The sequence below is a fragment of the Marinobacter sp. genome, assembly GCF_048269445.1.
Lineage (GTDB): Bacteria > Pseudomonadota > Gammaproteobacteria > Pseudomonadales > Oleiphilaceae > Marinobacter.
In genome coordinates this window covers 203,326-219,943 of the sequence record NZ_JBLXIQ010000007.1, presented here as the reverse complement: position 1 = coordinate 219,943, position 16,618 = coordinate 203,326, and the positions used below count along the sequence as shown (strand labels likewise).

17 protein-coding genes are annotated in these 16,618 nt (G+C 57.7%); 9 read left to right on the top strand and 8 right to left on the bottom strand.

Going from position 1 to position 16,618, the window contains the following annotated elements:
• Positions 1-14: 14 nt before the first annotated feature.
• The 4 genes from rsxC to metG are packed head-to-tail and all read right to left on the bottom strand — an operon-like array spanning position 15 to position 5,093.
• Positions 15-1,841 carry an electron transport complex subunit RsxC gene (gene rsxC / locus ACN0XM_RS15900; protein ID WP_417567916.1) on the bottom strand — a complete coding sequence of 609 codons (1,827 nt, stop codon included), beginning with the start codon at positions 1,839-1,841 and terminating at the stop codon, positions 15-17.
• A complete protein-coding gene (gene rsxB / locus ACN0XM_RS15895) occupies positions 1,841-2,419 on the bottom strand; it encodes an electron transport complex subunit RsxB (protein WP_417567915.1) in 579 nt (192 codons plus the stop codon). Before rsxB ends, rsxC begins: the two co-directional genes overlap by 1 nt.
• Positions 2,420-2,448: 29 nt before the next feature.
• Positions 2,449-3,030 carry an electron transport complex subunit RsxA gene (gene rsxA, locus ACN0XM_RS15890; RefSeq protein ID WP_417567914.1) on the bottom strand — a complete coding sequence of 194 codons (582 nt, stop codon included), beginning with the start codon at positions 3,028-3,030 and terminating at the stop codon, positions 2,449-2,451.
• Between the two features lie 32 nt (positions 3,031-3,062).
• Positions 3,063-5,093: a methionine--tRNA ligase gene (gene metG, locus ACN0XM_RS15885; protein WP_417567913.1), complete on the bottom strand. Its 2,031-nt coding sequence runs from the start codon at positions 5,091-5,093 to the stop codon at positions 3,063-3,065.
• Between the two features lie 198 nt (positions 5,094-5,291).
• Here metG and apbC point away from each other — a divergent pair, with 198 nt between their 5' ends.
• The 4 genes from apbC to ACN0XM_RS15865 all read left to right on the top strand — a co-directional run bounded on the left by apbC (position 5,292) and on the right by ACN0XM_RS15865 (position 9,182).
• Positions 5,292-6,392: an iron-sulfur cluster carrier protein ApbC gene (gene apbC, locus ACN0XM_RS15880; protein WP_417567912.1), complete on the top strand. Its 1,101-nt coding sequence runs from the start codon at positions 5,292-5,294 to the stop codon at positions 6,390-6,392.
• Positions 6,393-6,666: 274 nt separating this feature from the next.
• Positions 6,667-7,233, top strand: coding sequence for a dCTP deaminase (gene dcd, locus ACN0XM_RS15875; RefSeq protein WP_070968270.1), 567 nt, complete (start codon positions 6,667-6,669; stop codon positions 7,231-7,233).
• A complete protein-coding gene (locus tag ACN0XM_RS15870; RefSeq protein ID WP_417567911.1) occupies positions 7,230-7,829 on the top strand; it encodes a YjaG family protein in 600 nt (199 codons plus the stop codon). Before dcd ends, ACN0XM_RS15870 begins: the two co-directional genes overlap by 4 nt.
• A 75-nt stretch (positions 7,830-7,904) precedes the next feature.
• A complete protein-coding gene (locus ACN0XM_RS15865) occupies positions 7,905-9,182 on the top strand; it encodes a valine--pyruvate transaminase (RefSeq protein ID WP_417567910.1) in 1,278 nt (425 codons plus the stop codon).
• On the opposite strand, the gene ACN0XM_RS15860 is transcribed toward ACN0XM_RS15865, so the two are convergent.
• The 3 genes from ACN0XM_RS15860 to purM all read right to left on the bottom strand — a co-directional run bounded on the left by ACN0XM_RS15860 (position 9,179) and on the right by purM (position 11,721).
• Positions 9,179-9,907 carry a DUF3108 domain-containing protein gene (locus ACN0XM_RS15860; RefSeq protein WP_417567909.1) on the bottom strand — a complete coding sequence of 243 codons (729 nt, stop codon included), beginning with the start codon at positions 9,905-9,907 and terminating at the stop codon, positions 9,179-9,181. The two genes, ACN0XM_RS15865 and ACN0XM_RS15860, sit on opposite strands and share 4 nt — an antisense overlap.
• Before the next feature lie 90 nt (positions 9,908-9,997).
• Positions 9,998-10,660 carry a phosphoribosylglycinamide formyltransferase gene (gene purN, locus ACN0XM_RS15855; RefSeq protein ID WP_417567908.1) on the bottom strand — a complete coding sequence of 221 codons (663 nt, stop codon included), beginning with the start codon at positions 10,658-10,660 and terminating at the stop codon, positions 9,998-10,000.
• Positions 10,657-11,721: a phosphoribosylformylglycinamidine cyclo-ligase gene (purM, locus tag ACN0XM_RS15850; RefSeq protein WP_417567907.1), complete on the bottom strand. Its 1,065-nt coding sequence runs from the start codon at positions 11,719-11,721 to the stop codon at positions 10,657-10,659. Before purM ends, purN begins: the two co-directional genes overlap by 4 nt.
• Before the next feature lie 219 nt (positions 11,722-11,940).
• Here purM and ACN0XM_RS15845 point away from each other — a divergent pair, with 219 nt between their 5' ends.
• The 5 genes from ACN0XM_RS15845 to ACN0XM_RS15825 all read left to right on the top strand — a co-directional run bounded on the left by ACN0XM_RS15845 (position 11,941) and on the right by ACN0XM_RS15825 (position 15,705).
• Positions 11,941-13,221: a DUF2066 domain-containing protein gene (locus ACN0XM_RS15845; RefSeq protein ID WP_417567962.1), complete on the top strand. Its 1,281-nt coding sequence runs from the start codon at positions 11,941-11,943 to the stop codon at positions 13,219-13,221.
• A 21-nt stretch (positions 13,222-13,242) separates the two neighbouring features.
• Positions 13,243-13,803, top strand: a complete 561-nt coding sequence (locus ACN0XM_RS15840; protein WP_417567906.1) for a CDP-alcohol phosphatidyltransferase family protein — start codon at positions 13,243-13,245, stop codon at positions 13,801-13,803.
• Positions 13,800-14,498, top strand: coding sequence for a DnaA regulatory inactivator Hda (gene hda / locus ACN0XM_RS15835; RefSeq protein ID WP_417567905.1), 699 nt, complete (start codon positions 13,800-13,802; stop codon positions 14,496-14,498). The genes ACN0XM_RS15840 and hda overlap by 4 nt, the downstream gene beginning before the upstream one ends.
• Positions 14,499-14,559: 61 nt before the next feature.
• On the top strand, positions 14,560-15,357 hold the full coding sequence (locus ACN0XM_RS15830; protein ID WP_117620186.1) for a ParA family protein: 798 nt from the start codon (positions 14,560-14,562) through the stop codon (positions 15,355-15,357).
• 12 nt (positions 15,358-15,369) lie between these two features.
• A complete protein-coding gene (locus ACN0XM_RS15825) occupies positions 15,370-15,705 on the top strand; it encodes a YqcC family protein (RefSeq protein ID WP_417567904.1) in 336 nt (111 codons plus the stop codon).
• Here ACN0XM_RS15825 and nadC read toward each other — a convergent pair whose 3' ends face one another.
• Positions 15,706-16,545: a carboxylating nicotinate-nucleotide diphosphorylase gene (gene nadC / locus ACN0XM_RS15820; protein WP_417567903.1), complete on the bottom strand. Its 840-nt coding sequence runs from the start codon at positions 16,543-16,545 to the stop codon at positions 15,706-15,708.
• Between the last annotated feature and the right edge of the window lie 73 nt (positions 16,546-16,618).

Sequence of the window (16,618 nt, the reverse complement as noted above, 5' to 3'; positions counted from 1 at the left end):
CGAGCCTGATTCCGTTATTGGGTGGATTGGGGTTCGGTTGGCCGGGTGGCCAGTTTGTCCCGGGCTTCAGCCAGCGCTTCTTCGGCGCGCTTTACCCGGTCATGGTTCTTTGCTACCGCGCGCTCAAGTTTCTCCACATTGTCAGCCTGTTGCGCCTTGGCCTCATCGAGCATCCCCTGCATGGTTTCCAGCTTGGATTGGGCCTGGTGAAGCTGCTTTTCCAGAGTTTCTGTGTCCGGTAATTCTTCCGCTGTATCGGCCGTGGCTGGTGGCTGGGATGCCTCGGTTTTGGCTTTCTTGCGGGCCAGGGCCTGCTCGACCAGAGCAGCTTTGGCAGAGCGTTCATCAACGGCCTCGCCCTCGGCTGCTGCTTTCTCTGCTTCGGCCTCTTTCTTTGCCTGGGCATCGGCCGCGGCTCTTGCCCGTTCCTTGCGCCTTTGTTCTTTCTCTTCCCGCTCCCGCTCCAGGCGGGCCTGGCGAGCTTCGAAGCGTTCCCGGGCGCGGTCGGCTTTCAGCTGCTCTGCCCGCTGAATGCGAATTTCTCCTTTGGCGAACCGGTAGTATTGCACCAACGGGATGGAGCTCGGGCATACGTAGGAGCACGCGCCGCATTCGATGCAGTCAAACAGATTCAGGTGCTCGGCCTTTTCGAACTCCGTTGATTTGGAGTACCAGAATAGCTGCTGTGGTAGCAGCTCCATGGGGCAGACTTCAGCGCACTGTCCGCAACGGATACAGGGTTGTTCCGGTGGTGGCTCCGGTAGCTCACTTGCCGTCGCGGCGATGATGCAGTTGGTGGTTTTTATCATCGGAACGGCTTCAGTTGTGAGCGTATAGCCCATCATGGGGCCGCCGAGTACGAGACGGCTGAGCCTTTCTTGCTGAATGCCAGCTTGTTCGAGCAGATATTTAATAGGTGTGCCAATCAACGCCTCGAAATTGCCGGGCTCACCTACGGCCTCGCCGGTAATGGTTACAATTCTCGATATCAGCGGTGTGCCTTCAAACACAGCCTGGGCCACGGCAACGGCGGTGCCGATGTTCTGGCACATCACGCCGATATCGGCCGGGATGCCACCACTGGGCACTTCCATGCCCGTCAGTATCTGGATCAGCTGTTTCTCACCACCCGAAGGGTATTTGGTTGGAATGACGGCGATTTCTGTCTGGGTGCCTTCGGTTGCCTTGCGCATCGCCGCAATGGCTTCCGGCTTGTTGTCTTCAATACCAATGACGCAGCGCTCCGGCCTAAGAATCCAGGCCATAACCTTCAGGCCGCCAACAACCTCCTCGGCTTTCTCCCGCATGGTCATGTCATCTGCGGTGATGTACGGCTCGCACTCCGCGCCGTTAAGGATCAGTGTGCTTACCTTGCGGTCCCGGGGGGGGCGGAGTTTGATGTTGGTGGGAAATCCTGCGCCGCCCATGCCGGAAATGCCGGCATTCCGGATAATCTCAAGAACCTGGTCACGGTCGAGGGCGCGATAGTCAGTCACCGGGTTACGGTCGCACCATTGGTCTTCGCCATCCGGTCTGAGTGTAATGCACCAGTCTGCCATTCCCGAAGGGTGAGGAACGGGGTGCTCGATAATGCCCTCAATAAGACCGGACGTCGGGGCATGAACGGCAACGCCCATGCCGGTTTTTACATCTGCGATTTTCTGCCCTTTGAGAACCCGCTCACCCACTTCAACAATCGGTTCAGCCGGGTCTCCGATATGCTGCTGGAGCGGCAATACCAGCAGTTCCGGAATTCCCGCGCGACGAACCGGTCGGGCCGTTGAGATGTCTTTGTGCTCCGGCGGATGAATGCCACCGGAAAAACCCCACAGTTGTGTCATCAGGCGCTGGCTCCCTGGCGGTCGGTGGCAATGAGTCGCGAGGTTGGCGGCGTCCACGTCCAGGCACGGATATCCGGTTCAACAGTCACCATATCGATACAGTCGACCGGGCAGGGTTCCACGCAGAGGTCGCAACCGGTGCATTCACTCTCAATAACCGTATGCATATGTTTGGCCGCGCCGAGAATGGCATCAACCGGGCAGGCCTGAATGCACTTGGTGCAGCCGATGCACTCGTCCTCGCGAATCACCGCAACCCGCTTGGCCTGCTCAACGCCATGCTCAGCGTCCAGGGGTTCCGGCTCGACGTCCAGCAGGTCGGCAAGGGCCTTGATAGTGGATTCACCACCGGGCGGGCACTTGTTAATGGGGCCGCCCTCAGCGATGGATTCTGCATAGGGGCGGCAACCCGGATAGCCACACTGTCCGCACTGCGTCTGGGGCAGGAGCGCATCGATCTGTTCAACCAGTGGATTGCCTTCTACCTTGAACCGTTCAGCGGCAAAGCCCAGCAAACCTCCGAACACAACAGCCAGGGCCAGAAGAACCAACACGGCTACAAGAACGCTTATCCACATAAACTGCTCCTCCTAATCCAGCAACCCGGTCAAACGCTGACCAGGCCGCTAAAGCCCAGGAATGCCAGTGACATCAGCCCGGCCGTAACCAGCCCGATCGCCGCACCGCGAAACGCAACTGGAACGTCGGAGACGGCGATGCGCTCACGCATGGCGGCAAAAAGAACCAGAACCATGGAGAAGCCGGCCGCTGCGCCAAAACCGTACAAAACCGACTCAACGAAGTTGTTGTTTTTGTTGATATTCAGGAGAGCGACCCCAAGCACCGCGCAGTTTGTGGTGATCAGAGGGAGGAAAATGCCCAGCACCCGGTAGAGCAGGGGGCTGGTTTTGCGCACTACCATTTCAGTGAACTGGACCACAACAGCGATCACCAGGATAAACGTGATGGTCCTGAGAAATGCCAGGTCTAACGGCTCGAGGAGGTAGGTGTAGGCGAGGTAGCTGCAAACCGAAGCCAGAGTCAGCACGAAGGTGGTGGCCAGGGACATACCCATGGCCGTTTCCAGCTTGCCGGAAACGCCCATGAATGGGCAAAGGCCCAGGAACTGAACCAGCACAAAGTTGTTCACCAGAATGGTGCTGACCAGAATCAGCAGATATTCGGTCATATGCCTTGCTCCCTTGACCCGGCTGCCGGCCGTTACATGATCCGCATGCCGGGCGTGGCCCCGGAATCCGGAGAAAGGATAAAGATGTCCTTGCCCCCTGGCCCCGCTGCCAGAACCATGCCCTCGGACATGCCAAATTTCATTTTCCGGGGCTTGAGATTGGCAACCATGACGGTCAGCCGCCCCTCAAGTTCTTCCGGTTTGTATGCAGACTTGATACCAGCAAACACGTTGCGCTCGCCATGCCCTACGTCAAGAGTGAGGCGAAGAAGCTTGTCGGCACCTTCAACGTGCTCCGCTTTTACTATTTTAACGACTCTGAGGTCCACTTTCGCGAAATCCCCGAATTCTATTTCGTCGGCGACCGGCTCAAGATTGGCGTCAGGCGCCGGCTTGCCGGTCGCTGCGGGCAACTCTTCCTTGGAGGAGTCCAGCATTTTCTCAATCTGGGCCATGTCCACCCGGTTCATCAGTGGCTTGAACTTGTCGATGCCATGGTTTTCGAGGCGCTGACCACGGTTGTTCCAGTCCAGCTTCGCGTTCAGGAACGCTTCCGCGGCCTTTGCCGTCTCCGGTAGCACCGGTGCCAGGTAGGTCATCAGCAGATGGAACATGTTAATGGCGTTAGAGCAGATGGCCTGCAACTTTTCATCCTGGCCTTCCTGCTTGGCGATCACCCAGGGCTGTTCGTCATTGACGTACTGATTGGCAATGTCTGCCAGCTCCATGATCCGGCGCATGGCCCGGCCGAATTCACGGCCTTCGTAGAACTCCTCAATCTGCTGGCCGGCATCGACAAACTCCTTCAGCTTGTCGTGTTCGGTGATCCGGCCCAGCCGGCCGTCAAACCGTTTGGTGACAAAGCCGGCGCTGCGGCTGGCAATGTTCACTACTTTGCCCACCAGGTCCGAGTTTACCCGGGCAGCAAAATCGTCGAGGTTCAGGTCCATATCATCCACGCTGCCGGTCAGCTTGGCCGCGAAGTAGTAACGCAGGTATTCCGGGTTCAGATGGTCCAGATAGGTGCGGGCCATGATGAAGGTGCCCCGGGACTTGGACATTTTCTTGCCATTCACGGTTACGAACCCGTGGGCCCAGACCGCCGTTGGCGTTCGGAAACCGGCATCGTGAAGCATGGATGGCCAGAACAGGGCGTGGAAGTTGATGATGTCCTTGCCGATGAAGTGATACACCTCGGCGGTGGAGTCGGCCTTCCAGAAGTGCTCGAAATCGATGCCTACCCGGTTACACAGATTCTTGAAGCTGGCCAGGTAGCCAATCGGGGCATCCAGCCAGACATAAAAGTATTTTCCCGGTGCATCCGGAATCTCGAAGCCGAAGTAGGGTGCATCACGACTGATATCCCATTCCTGTAGCCCGGCGTCCAGCCACTCGGCCAGCTTGTTTGCTACCTGTGGCTGCAATGTGCCGCTGCGGGTCCATTTGGCCAGGAAATCGGCAAAGTCCGGCAGTTTGAAGAAGTAGTGCTCGGATTCCTTCTCAATGGGTGTCGCCCCGGACACCGCCGAACGTGGGTCGATCAGCTCCGCTGGCGTGTAGGTCGCGCCGCAGGCTTCACAGTTGTCGCCATACTGATCCTCGGTCTTGCACTTCGGGCAGGTACCCTTGATAAACCGGTCCGCCAGGAACATCTTCTTTTCCGGGTCGTAGGACTGGGTAATCTTGCGTGTGGCGATGTGCCCGTTTTCCTGCAACTGGCGGTAGATGTACTCAGAGAACTGACGGTTTTCCTCAGAGTGAGTGGTGTAGTAGTTATCAAAGTTGATATGGAAGCCGCTGAAATCTTCCTGATGCTCTTCGCGGATACGATCAATCAGCTGCTCGGAAGTGATGCCTTCCCGCTCCGCGCGGAGCATAATGGCCGTGCCGTGGGCGTCATCGGCGCAAACGTAGTAACAGTTCTGACCGCGCATTTTCTGATAACGCACCCAGATATCCGTCTGAATGTATTCCAGCAGATGGCCCAGATGAATAGGGCCGTTAGCATACGGCAGGGCGCTGGTAACCAGAATGTCGCGCTGTTGCTTGCTCGCTTGCGTCATGGTGATGTCCGAACCTTTTGTTGACACGGGTTGGAAAGACAAAACGGGATCCTGGCGGCCATCGGATTGGATTGCGCCAAGTAAAGACCCCATATGGTCAGAAACGGGCACAGATGATACCTTCCGAGCAGATATTTTTCATCCAAATCACCCGTTTCCGTGCTTAAAATCGCGCATTAGCTTATTCCGGAGAACCCCATGACACAGATTTCAGAGCAGGCCTTGCAAACAGCGGTTCGCGAGTACCGAGACCCGTATCTCAATAAGGACCTCTACGAACTGGGTGCGGTAAAATCCCTGAACGCGGACGACAGCGGAAAAGTGACCCTCATGGTCGAGCTGCCATATCCGTCGAAAGGCATCGCCGGTGCCTTGAAGGAAATCGTGACCAACGCGCTGGAGTTTGTCGATGGTGTAGAGAGTGCCGACGTTCACGTAGGCCAGAAGATTCACTCTTATAAGGTTCAAAAAGACCTGCCATCCGTCCCCGGCGTGAAAAACATTATCGCCGTTGCTTCGGGCAAAGGCGGTGTCGGCAAATCCACCACCGCCGTCAACCTCGCCCTGGCGTTGCAAGCGGAAGGCGCCAGAGTCGGCATCCTCGATGCCGACATCTACGGCCCCAGCATCGGCATGATGCTCGGTGTACCCGAAGGCAAACGCCCCGACACCCGTGAAAACAAATACTTTGTCCCCATGGAAGCCCATGGGTTGCAGGCCAACTCAATGGCCTTCGTCGTCACCGACAAAACTCCTATGGTCTGGCGCGGCCCCATGGTCAGCGGCGCCGTAATGCAACTGCTGCAACAGACCCTGTGGAACGAACTGGACTACCTCATCATCGACATGCCCCCGGGCACCGGTGACATCCAGCTCACCCTGGCCCAGAAAGTCCCCGTCACCGGCGCCGTCATCGTCACCACCCCCCAGGACATCGCGTTGCTGGACGGTAAAAAAGGCATCGAAATGTTCCGCAAAGTCGACATCCCGGTACTGGGTGTGGTCGAAAACATGAGCGTCCACATCTGCAGCAACTGCGGCCACGAAGAACCCCTGTTCGGCCACGGCGGCGGCGCCCGCATCGCCGAAGAATACGGCACCACACTTCTCGGCCAGCTCCCGCTGCACATGACCATCCGCGAACAGACCGACGGTGGCACCCCCTCCGTAGTTGCAGAACCAGACTCCGAAGTCGCCCGCCGCTACCGGGATATCGCCAGAAGGGTAGGGGCTGAACTCTCCACCCGGGAGCACAATCTCAGCGGTTCGATTTCAAGCGTTTCAGTAACCGAGCACTAGCTGACACTCCCGGGACGGCAGCTACCAAAGTCCGTTCGCGGGCGCAGGAAAGGTCGTCCAAAAATGTTGGAGGCCAAGGATGGCCGGAAACAAGCGCACATGGACGTGCTTGTAGCGGTTTTTGGACGACCTTTGCTGTGACCGCAGCCTCCAAGGTCCAAGGAGTGCAGTCTCTGAATTGAGGTGGAGAAGTAAGCCCGCGAAGCTTCGACAGACTCCCGGGGAACAGGTAAACTACGCCTCAATTTTTCCCAGTGATTACGAGACTTCGCCAATGAGCATCAAAGCCGACAAGTGGATTCGCCGGATGTCCGAACAACACGGCATGATCGAACCGTTCGAAAGCGGACAGGTTCGTGAAACCGAAAAAGGCCGCGTGATCTCCTACGGCACCTCCAGCTATGGCTATGACGTACGCTGCAGCAACGAATTCAAAATCTTCACCAACGTCCACTCCGCCACCGTGGACCCGAAGAACTTCGACGAAAACAGCTTCGTCAACTACACCGGCGACGTCTGCATCATACCGCCGAATTCCTTTGCCCTGGCCCGCACCGTGGAATACTTCCGCATCCCACGCAGCGTGCTCACCATTTGCCTGGGTAAGTCCACCTATGCTCGTTGCGGGATCATCGTCAACGTCACCCCGCTTGAGCCCGAGTGGGAAGGCCAGGTTACCCTGGAGTTTTCTAACACCACCAACCTGCCGGCTAAAATCTACGCCAACGAAGGGGTGGCTCAGATGCTGTTCTTCGAATCCGACGAGATCTGCGAGACCAGCTACAAAGACCGGGGCGGCAAATATTTCGGCCAGACCGGCGTAACGTTGCCCAAGACATGAACGCCAACCAGTTTCTCAAAGCAGTCTCACAGTTGCAGGGCTGGCGCGAATGCGCCTTCCTGCTCGCTCTGGCCGAGCGTTCATTCCCCAACTACGCCTTGTTCGCAGACGCCGTTGACCTGAAAACCGGCGCCAAGATGCGCCAGCTGCTGGACCTTGGCTGGGATCTGCTCCAGAAAGATGTCTCGGAGTCCGCCATTCCCCAGCTGCTGGCAAAGCTGGAAGCCCTGTCTCCGGATGTGAACGCTTACGATGCCTACGGCGTGTACCCGGCCTTCGACTTCTGCCAGTTGCTGGAACAGGCTCTGCTCAGTCGCCTGAATCCGGGTAAACACCGGGCAACCGATGCCTCGCAGATGGCAACAGCAACAGTGGTGAACTTCATTGAGCTCTCCGAGGGTGAAGATCTCGACGAAGATGAGCTGGTTCGCTTGCTGGATCAGCATCCGCTGATGAAGGACGACAAGGCCTTCCAGCGTGAGCTGGTGCTTGACCTCAAACGCCAGCGCACGCCCACCGATCAATTCGTGGCCCGCCTGCGGGAAGAGGCTGGCAACGACGGCGTCAGCAACCTGGGCATCTCCCTCAGCGAATAATTGCAAAGCCCGCGGGCGAGCTACACTTTCAGTGTGGTTGTTTGATGTCGGCACTGGCCAGATGGAATTTACCTCATGAAACTCTCTGCTTTTGGACGCAAATTTACCGCCGATGCCGGTATCACGTCTCTGATGGATGACCTTGGTAATGCCATGGCATCCGGCGATGACATGATAATGATGGGCGGCGGTAACCCCGGGCACATTCCCGAGATCCAGCAGCGAGTGCAGGAAATTCTGGCCGACATGAGCCGCAATGAAGGCGATGTCCGGCGTCTGGTGGGCATTTACGATCCGCCCCAGGGCGAAAAGCGGTTTATCGCCTCGCTCGCCGAGATGCTGAACCGCGAGTACGACTGGGGCCTGAAGCCCGCGAACATCGCGCTTACCAATGGCAGTCAGGCCGCCTTCTTCATGCTGTTCAACATGTTTGGCGGCGACTACGGTGAAGGACTGCGAAAGCATATTCTATTGCCTCTGGCACCGGAATACATCGGCTACGCGGATGCCGGCATCGAACCTGGTCTGTTCCACGCGGTTCAGCCGGATATTTCCTTTACCGATGCCCACGAATTCAAGTACCGGGTGGACTTCGATGCCGTAGAGGTCACTGGCGAGACGGGTGCCATCTGCGTATCGCGACCCACCAACCCAACGGGCAATGTGGTCACTGATGAAGAGATGGCGCGCCTGGAACAGTTGGCCCGCGAGCACGACGTGCCCCTGATCGTTGACGGTGCCTATGGAACACCGTTTCCGAGCCTGCTTTTCGTCGACGCAACGCCCACCTGGAATGAGCAGATTATCCTTTGCCTGAGCCTTTCGAAACTGGGCCTGCCGGCGGCGCGGACGGGCATTGTGATTGCGTCTGAGCCGATCATTAAGGCGCTCTCGGGCATTAACGCCATCATGAATCTGGCCACCGGTAGTTTTGGAGCCATGCTGGCGGAACCCCTGGTGCGCTCGGGCGAGATCCTGTCATTGAGTCGGGATGTGGTATGCCCGTTTTATAAGGCGAAAATGCAGAAGGCGGTAGCTGTTTTTCGGGAGGCCATGGGTGAGGACAGTGGCCGTTGGTATGTCCACAAGCCTGAGGGCGCGATGTTTCTCTGGCTTTGGTTCCCGGATCTACCGATTACCAGCCTGGCGCTTTACCAGAGGCTGAAAGCTCGTGGTGTGCTGGTCGTTTCTGGCCACTATTTCTTCCCGGGGCTGCCGGAGGATGACTGGAAGCACCGGCACGAATGCCTGCGGGTTACTTATTCCCAGGAAGATGAACGGGTTGCCGAGGGGCTGCGGATCATCGCGGATGAAGTCAAAACGGTGTGGCGTGAGGCTGGGCGCGAAATCTAGGGGCCAAATTCCGCCGCTTTCAGTTTCAGCTCGTAGGTACTGCCGTCCGGCTCCACCTGAAGCAGTCGTACGAGAAGGAAATCCTGCTCGGGTGAGAACCACATCAGGGTTTGGCGCTTGGAGTTTTTGCGGACCTTTTCCGCTTTCAGCGTCCCGGTGCGGTCGCCACCGGTACTGATTTGCCCGCCGTTTATGACTGCAAATGTTTCTTCATCAATGGACCGGCCATCAATGACCTTGTAGGTCATGTCACGTTTCCCGCCCCGGATATCCTGGTGTAGCTGGAGCTGATAGCCGAGCGGATCCAGTACGCCGCCCTCCAGTTCGACTTCAAAGGGCTTGCCTTTGTACTCTCCAGTGGCCACACCTGCCGGCCAGTCGAAATCGATCGAATGTTTCCTGTCTTTTATCAGAAACCCGGAAAGGTGGTAGCGGTACCTTATCGGAACGACCCGGCCTTTCTCCCACCTGAGGATCAGGGATTCATCAATGTTTGCAATAAAGGAGTTCACATCGGTTCGGTAGAGCCAGATATCGTTGCCCTGAGATGTCAGGGTCCGTTTTGCGGTGCCATTGAGGGACATGCCTTTTTGCAGGACCGCCGTGTAGCTGGCTTCAAAGGGTGTGAGTCCTGTGTTCGTCTCCGCCAGGACAGGGTCTGCCAGAATGCCGAGGCACAGCAGAAATGCTGCGCCCCGGAGTGTGTAAGCTAGTAGTGAGCGCATATCGTTAAACCTGAACAAATACCGTCATCGATGGCGACAGTGTAGCTGCTCGGGTTAGATGCGGAGATGACAATTCGTTCAGGCCATTGATCAGTTATCAGGCAGGCGCATGGGTGTGCTCAGGGGTTCGCCATCAAACATGACATAATCGCTGCCCAGCTGAACCCGCCCCTCACAGAACCATCGGACCACGATGGGGTAAAGCACATGTTCCTTTTCCTGAACCTTCTCCGCCAGGGACTCGGGGGTGTCGTCTGGTGCGATTAACACCTCTGCCTGGGCGATGACCGGCCCACCGTCCAGTTCCTCTGTCACGAAATGAATGGAAACCCCATGAACTTTGTCGCCGGCTTCCAGCGCTCTTTGATGGGTCTTCAGGCCGGTGTATTTCGGCAGCAGGGAAGGGTGGATGTTGAGTATCTTGCCCCGGAAGGCCCGGACGAAATCGGTGGTCAGAATCCGCATGAAACCCGCCAGCACGATCAGATCCGGATTATGGCGGAGAATCTCCGCCATAAGGGACGCATCAAACTCTTCCCGGGAGCCGAAATCCTTGTGGTTTACCACAAAGGTTTCAATGTTGGCTTGAGCTGCACGCTCCAGGGCAAAAGCCCCCGGCTGGTTACAGCCGACGGCAACAATCTGCCCTGGAAATTCCCGTTCACGGCTCGCGTCAATCAATGCCTGCAGGTTGGTGCCGCTGCCAGAGGCCAGCACCAGAATTCTCGGCAACGGGGTCTGGTCAGCCTTCATACCGACAGAAGTCCTGGTGCGTAGCGAACGGCCGAATCTGCCTCTTCGCTGTCTGCACTTTCCATGATGCCGACCTGCCAGGCATGTTCCCCCAGTGCTTTCAGGGTATCCAGAGCCAATTCCTTCTGGTTTGCAGGTACGCAGACGATCATGCCGATGCCGCAGTTAAAGGTTCGGTACATCTCCTCGCTGGCCACGCCGCCATTGTCTTTGAGCCACTGGAACACTGGCGGCAGCGTCCAGCTCGTGGTATCGATTGCGGCTACGCTGCCCTTCGGCAGTACCCGGGGAATGTTTTCTGGCAGTCCGCCGCCGGTGATATGGGACAGTGCACGCACGTCCACTTCGCGAATAAGCTGTAGCAGATTTTTCACGTAAATTCGGGTGGGCGCCATCAGGGCGTTGGCCAGGGTGGTCTCGCCCATGGGCTGATTCAGGTCGGCACTGCTCACTTCGAGTATTTTCCGAATCAGCGAATAGCCATTCGAGTGGGGGCCAGATGATCCCAGTGCGAGCAGAATATCACCGGACTGAACGCGGCTGCCGTCGATGATTTCACTGCGTTCGGCAACGCCGACACAGAAGCCGGCCAGGTCGTAGTCGTCGCCTTCGTACATGCCCGGCATTTCGGCAGTCTCACCGCCCACCAGTGCACAGCCCGCCTGTTCGCAACCTTGGCCGATTCCGGCGACCACCTGGGCGGCAACGTCGACATTGAGTTTACCGGTGGCGTAGTAATCCAGGAAAAACAGGGGCTCGGCGCCGCCGACCACGAGATCGTTTACACACATGGCGACCAGATCAATGCCAATGCTGTCATGCTTGTTCAGCTGCATCGCCAATCTCAGCTTCGTGCCAACCCCGTCGGTGCCGGAAACCAGGACCGGCTCATTGTATCCGGCGGGAATCGAAACCATGGCGCCGAAGCCACCGAGGCCACCCAGAACCTCCGGGCGGCGGGTGCGCGCTGCGGTTTCCTTGATGCGGCTGACGAGTTCATTGCCGGCGTCGATATCAACGCCGGCATCGCGGTAGGTCAGGGAGGGCTTCTGTTCGCTCATGGTGTACTTAACCGTTGGCCAGTGGGTCAGGCGGCGGATTTTAACAGGTGCAGTGTGGCGCTCCAAATGTATATTGCTTTTCTGAAATCTGGCGCCGCTACTCACACTCTGGGCCATGGTGTATCCTATGCGCCATTCATGCGAACTGCAGGGTGTTTCATGACAGTATCAGGACAAAAGCCGGCACATAGGTCAGTAACGGCAGCGTGGGTTTTCGTGTTGTTCACGTTTCTACTGGGGGGCATGGCCGGCCCGGCGGCGGCGGTAACGGTGTCCGGTTTGTATTCTGCCAGGGTGCCGGTGGCCGGCGCCTCCCCTGGTCAGCTGGCCGAAGGGTATTCAGATGGTTTGAGCCAGGTTCTGGTTCGTGTCTCGGGCACCCGGGATGTGCTGTCCATAGAAGGCGTCGAAGCGCTGCTGTCCGATGCTGAATCCTTGCTACTCTCTTATCAGGTAGCCCGGGATGATTCTGGTCAGAGCGTCCTGGACATGTCCTTCGGCGCGGTAGGTGTAAACCGGGCCCTGGCCTCGATCAATGCGCCGGTGTGGGGCGCCAACCGCCCCCTGACACTCGCCTGGATCGCGGCCGAGGAGCGGGGCTCCCGCACCCTGGTAACTGATGATGCGCAGGAGGCCGCGATGGGCACCCGGGAAACCAGTGGAACCTGGCAAGCGGCCTTTGACGCGGCAGCGAGAAAGCGGGGGTTGCCTGTGGCGCTGCCTCCGGCAAGTTTCACCACGGACCGGGAACTGTTGTCAGACATCTGGGGCCAGTTCGTGGGTCGCGTGAAGGCGGCATCGGGTGATCTGGAGCACGATGTGCTGGCATTGGTGCGAGTCAGTCGCGTTGGCGATCAGTGGCGTGCCGGCTGGGTTTTTGATGGTATGGCGATGAACGCGGGCGAGGAATCGGTAACCGCTCCGACCCGTGACGCCCTGGCCGAGGCGATGATTAATCGCTGGGCCGAGCTTTACGCCAGCCGCTATGCTGTCGATGCTGCAGAGGTTGGCGAGTCCCCGCAAGTGGATATTGTGGTTCGTGGTGTAAGCTCGCTCGAGGACTATGCCAGGGTGAACCAGGTGCTCGGGGGGCTGACGCCTGTGGTCAGTGTGGGTGCCCACCGGGTAAGAGATGACCAGCTGACGCTGAGAGTCGCTTTTTCCGGTGAGCTGGATCAGCTCAAGGAGTACATTGCACTCGATCCGAGATTCGTCTCGCTGGGAACGGAAAATCCGTCTGTTCCAGCTGAAGTTCCGTCGTCATCCAGTCAGCCGCCTTTGGACAGTCAGCCGCCTTTGGACGTGCCAGAAACGGAAATCGCCCCCGAGAGTGCTGGATCGCAGCCATCGGTGGGAGATTTAGACAGTCCGTCCATGTTTACCTATGAACCGGTGCCTGTTGATGAAGAGGATGCCAGACAGGCGTTCGAATCCCTGTACCAGGTCCTGTATTATCGTTGGCAACCGCAGTCTGTCATCGGGAGCGATGGCGGAGGGTAAGTCGTTACCGGAGGGAGCCTTTTGAATTTGCACAGCTGGCGCTGGATTCCTAATGCCCTGACGTTTCTGCGCGTTCTTCTGATAGCTCCCTTTGCAGGTGCGTTGCTGGCCGGAGATTACCGGCAGGCGTTGGTCATTTTTTTCCTGGCTGCTGGCACCGATGCAGTTGACGGGTTCCTTGCCCGACACTTTAACTGGCGCTCCAGGCTCGGTGCCATTGCTGATCCTCTTGCCGACAAGGCCTTGCTGATCACCGCCTACCTCATGCTTACACTGACCTCTGTCCTGCCGGTATGGCTGTTTATAGTCGTTCTGGGGCGGGACCTGCTGATCGTCGCTGGCGCGCTGGCGTACCATTATGGAGTTGGCCGCTATGATATGGAGCCGAGTATCCCTGGTAAGGTGAATACCTTTGTTCAGATTCTGGTGGCTCTGGCGATCATCGTGCTGCTGGCCGATTTGCCCATGCCGCCCTGGGTGGTGGATGTCGGCATCGTGCTGGCGGCCGCCTCTGCGGTGTTCAGCGGTGTTCATTACATCTGTGTCTGGGGTTTGCGGGCCTGGAGGGCTAAGCGGTCATGAGTGCATCCCAGCTGGTACTTGGCGTCAAGCTGCGTGACGATGCGCGCTTCGATAACTTCCACGGTGATCGTAATACGGATGCTGCGAAACGTCTGGAGGCGGTGTGTCATCAGCCCGCCGGGGTCCCCGTGGTTGCCCTGTGCGGAGATTCCGATACCGGGAAAAGCCATCTCCTGCAGGCGGTTTGCCATTACGGCGAAAACCAGGGCAAGGCTGTGGTCTGCATCAGTATTGCCGAGCTCCAGCCCTTTGGTCCCGAGGCACTTTCCGGCCTTGAGGCCCAGGAGATCATCTGTCTGGATGACCTGGACCGCATTGCGGGTGACCGGGTCTGGGAAGAAGCCATTTTCCATTTGTATAACCGGATACAGGATCAGGGTGGACTGTTGATGGTGAGCTTGTCGGACCTGCCGGCCAACCTGCCATTCGAACTGCCAGACCTGGTATCGCGGCTCAGCCACGGTTTGACCATCCAACTGGGTATTTACCGGGATGATGATCGACTGAAGATCCTGATGGCGCGGGCTGAAAAACGCGGTTTGGTGATGGCCGATGATGTCGCTGGCTACATTATGCGCCGCGCGCCCCGACGGTTGGGGGATTTGCTGGGCATTCTGGATATACTGGATGAAAATTCACTTCAGGCTCAGCGAAGGCTCACGATCCCTTTTGTGAAAGCGGTCATGGGATGGTGAAAGCCCGCGAGGTTAAAGTGGCATTAAAACAACGATACGTGCATATCAAGGGAGAGGCGAAATGAGACGGGTGGTATTCAACCAGAAAGGCGGTGTCGGCAAGTCCAGTATCACCTGCAATCTTGCTGCTATCAGCGCAGCTCGGGGAAAACGAACGCTGGTTGTGGATCTGGACCCCCAGGGGAACTCCACCCATTATCTGTTGGGAAAGCCGGCCAGTGAGCTCAAGGATACCGCCGCTGATCTGCTTGAACAGACCGTTGCATTTACAGTGTTCAATCGCCGTCCGGACGAATTCGTTCATGCTACACCGTTCAAGAATCTGTTCGTGATGCCGTCCAGCCCGGAGCTGGACTTCCTTGAACGCAAGCTGGAGGCCAAGCACAAGATCTACAAGCTGCGCGAGGCTCTCAAGAAACTGGAGGAAACCTTTGACGCCATTTACATCGATACGGCGCCAGCGCTCAACTTTTACACCCGGTCAGCGCTCATAGCGGCCCAGCGCTGCCTGATACCGTTCGATTGTGACGATTTTTCCCGACAGGCTCTTTACAACATTCTCAACGAAATCCGCGATCTCCAGGAAGACCACAACGAAGACCTGGTTGTTGAGGGAATTATTGCTAATCAGTTCCAGCCCCGGGCCAGTTTGCCGAGACAGCTGGTCCGGGAGCTCATCGAAGAAGGATTGCCGGTGTTGCCGGTGCGGCTGTCGAGTTCGGTGAAAATGAAAGAGTCCCACCAGAGCCGACAGCCCCTCATTCACATGGCGCCCAAGCACCCATTGACTCGCCAGTACGAAGACCTGTTCCGGGTTCTTCATGGTGAAACCGTGGAACTGGAGCCACTGATTGACTGAAGAGAGACTGATATGACCAAACCCGACAATCCGATCGGGCAGGTTGCAGACCGCCTGTTGAAAATTGAGATGGAATTACGTCAGCTCGGACTTTGGGAGTCCAAGCCGCCTCCGGAGGAGGCCTTTCAGAGTACCCAGCCGTTCTGCATCGATACCCTGGAGTTTCACCAGTGGCTGCAGTTTGTGTTCGTGACCAGAATGAAAGTGATTATCGAGAGCGACCACCCGCTGCCGGCGATTTCCGGCATAGCGCCCATGGCTGAGGAGCATTTCCGTGGCCGGCCAGAACCTGGCAGCGCGCTGGTCAGGGAGCTGGAGGAAATCGACCGCTTGCTGTCCGGAGGCTGATCAGTCCAGCCTCATGGACAGATCCACGGCCCTGACGTCCTTGGTCAGTGCGCCAATCGAGATGAAGTCCACACCGGTTTCTGCGATCGGTACCAGTGTGGTTGGGTTTATGCCGCCAGACGCCTCGAGCTTTGCCCTGCCAGAGGTCATGGTGACCGCCGTGCGCATGTCTTCCAGCGAAAATTCGTCCAGCATGATGATGTCGGCACCGGCATTGAGGGCCTGGTCCAGTTCGTCAAGGTTTTCGGTTTCCACTTCCACGGGTTTGCCAGGTGCAATCCGTTGAGCTGTAAGAACGGCATCGGCGATGGAGCCGCAGGCGGCAATGTGGTTTTCCTTGATCAGAAACGCGTCCCACAGGCCGATGCGATGGTTGTAACAGCCGCCACAGGTAACGGCGTACTTCTGGGCCAGCCGCAGCCCGGGCAGGGTTTTCCGGGTATCCAGCAGGCGAACGCCAGTGTGGGTCACCCTGGCAGAATACCCTGCGCAGGCGGTGGCGACGCCAGAGAGGGTCTGCAACCAGTTCAGGGCCGACCGTTCCGCGGTGAGCAAGCTTCTTGCAGGACCTTCCATGGTGAACAGTACCTGATCGGGTGACACGGTATCTCCATCGGCAACCTGCCAGGCAAGCGTTACCGACGGATCAACCTGCCGGAAAACCTCTTCAACCCACTCTCGACCGGCAACGGTGGCGGCCTCCCGGGTAATGACCCGGCCGCTGGCGCGCTTTTCCGACGAAATAAGCAGTGCTGTGATGTCGCCTTCTCCAATATCTTCCCGCAGGCTCTGGGCAACATTTTCGATTCGGGCCTGGCGGAGAAGTTCTGCAGTGATCATAGGGAAGCACGTCCGGTGGTTTTGGGGTGGAACATTGATGAAGGTGGTCATTCTAAAGGGCCCTCAGTGAATC

Bases quoted from the DNA above. Each gene is read 5' to 3' on its own strand.
- rsxC (WP_417567916.1), bottom strand. From the start codon at position 1,841: ATGACACAACTGTGGGGTTTTTCCGGTGGCATTCATCCGCCGGAGCAC.
- rsxB (WP_417567915.1), bottom strand. From the start codon at position 2,419: ATGTGGATAAGCGTTCTTGTAGCCGTGTTGGTTCTTCTGGCCCTGGCT.
- rsxA (WP_417567914.1), bottom strand. From the start codon at position 3,030: ATGACCGAATATCTGCTGATTCTGGTCAGCACCATTCTGGTGAACAAC.
- metG (WP_417567913.1), bottom strand. From the start codon at position 5,093: ATGACGCAAGCGAGCAAGCAACAGCGCGACATTCTGGTTACCAGCGCC.
- apbC (WP_417567912.1), top strand. From the start codon at position 5,292: ATGACACAGATTTCAGAGCAGGCCTTGCAAACAGCGGTTCGCGAGTAC.
- dcd (WP_070968270.1), top strand. From the start codon at position 6,667: ATGAGCATCAAAGCCGACAAGTGGATTCGCCGGATGTCCGAACAACAC.
- ACN0XM_RS15870 (WP_417567911.1), top strand. From the start codon at position 7,230: ATGAACGCCAACCAGTTTCTCAAAGCAGTCTCACAGTTGCAGGGCTGG.
- ACN0XM_RS15865 (WP_417567910.1), top strand. From the start codon at position 7,905: ATGAAACTCTCTGCTTTTGGACGCAAATTTACCGCCGATGCCGGTATC.
- ACN0XM_RS15860 (WP_417567909.1), bottom strand. From the start codon at position 9,907: ATGCGCTCACTACTAGCTTACACACTCCGGGGCGCAGCATTTCTGCTG.
- purN (WP_417567908.1), bottom strand. From the start codon at position 10,660: ATGAAGGCTGACCAGACCCCGTTGCCGAGAATTCTGGTGCTGGCCTCT.
- purM (WP_417567907.1), bottom strand. From the start codon at position 11,721: ATGAGCGAACAGAAGCCCTCCCTGACCTACCGCGATGCCGGCGTTGAT.
- hda (WP_417567905.1), top strand. From the start codon at position 13,800: ATGAGTGCATCCCAGCTGGTACTTGGCGTCAAGCTGCGTGACGATGCG.
- ACN0XM_RS15830 (WP_117620186.1), top strand. From the start codon at position 14,560: ATGAGACGGGTGGTATTCAACCAGAAAGGCGGTGTCGGCAAGTCCAGT.
- ACN0XM_RS15825 (WP_417567904.1), top strand. From the start codon at position 15,370: ATGACCAAACCCGACAATCCGATCGGGCAGGTTGCAGACCGCCTGTTG.
- nadC (WP_417567903.1), bottom strand. From the start codon at position 16,545: ATGATCACTGCAGAACTTCTCCGCCAGGCCCGAATCGAAAATGTTGCC.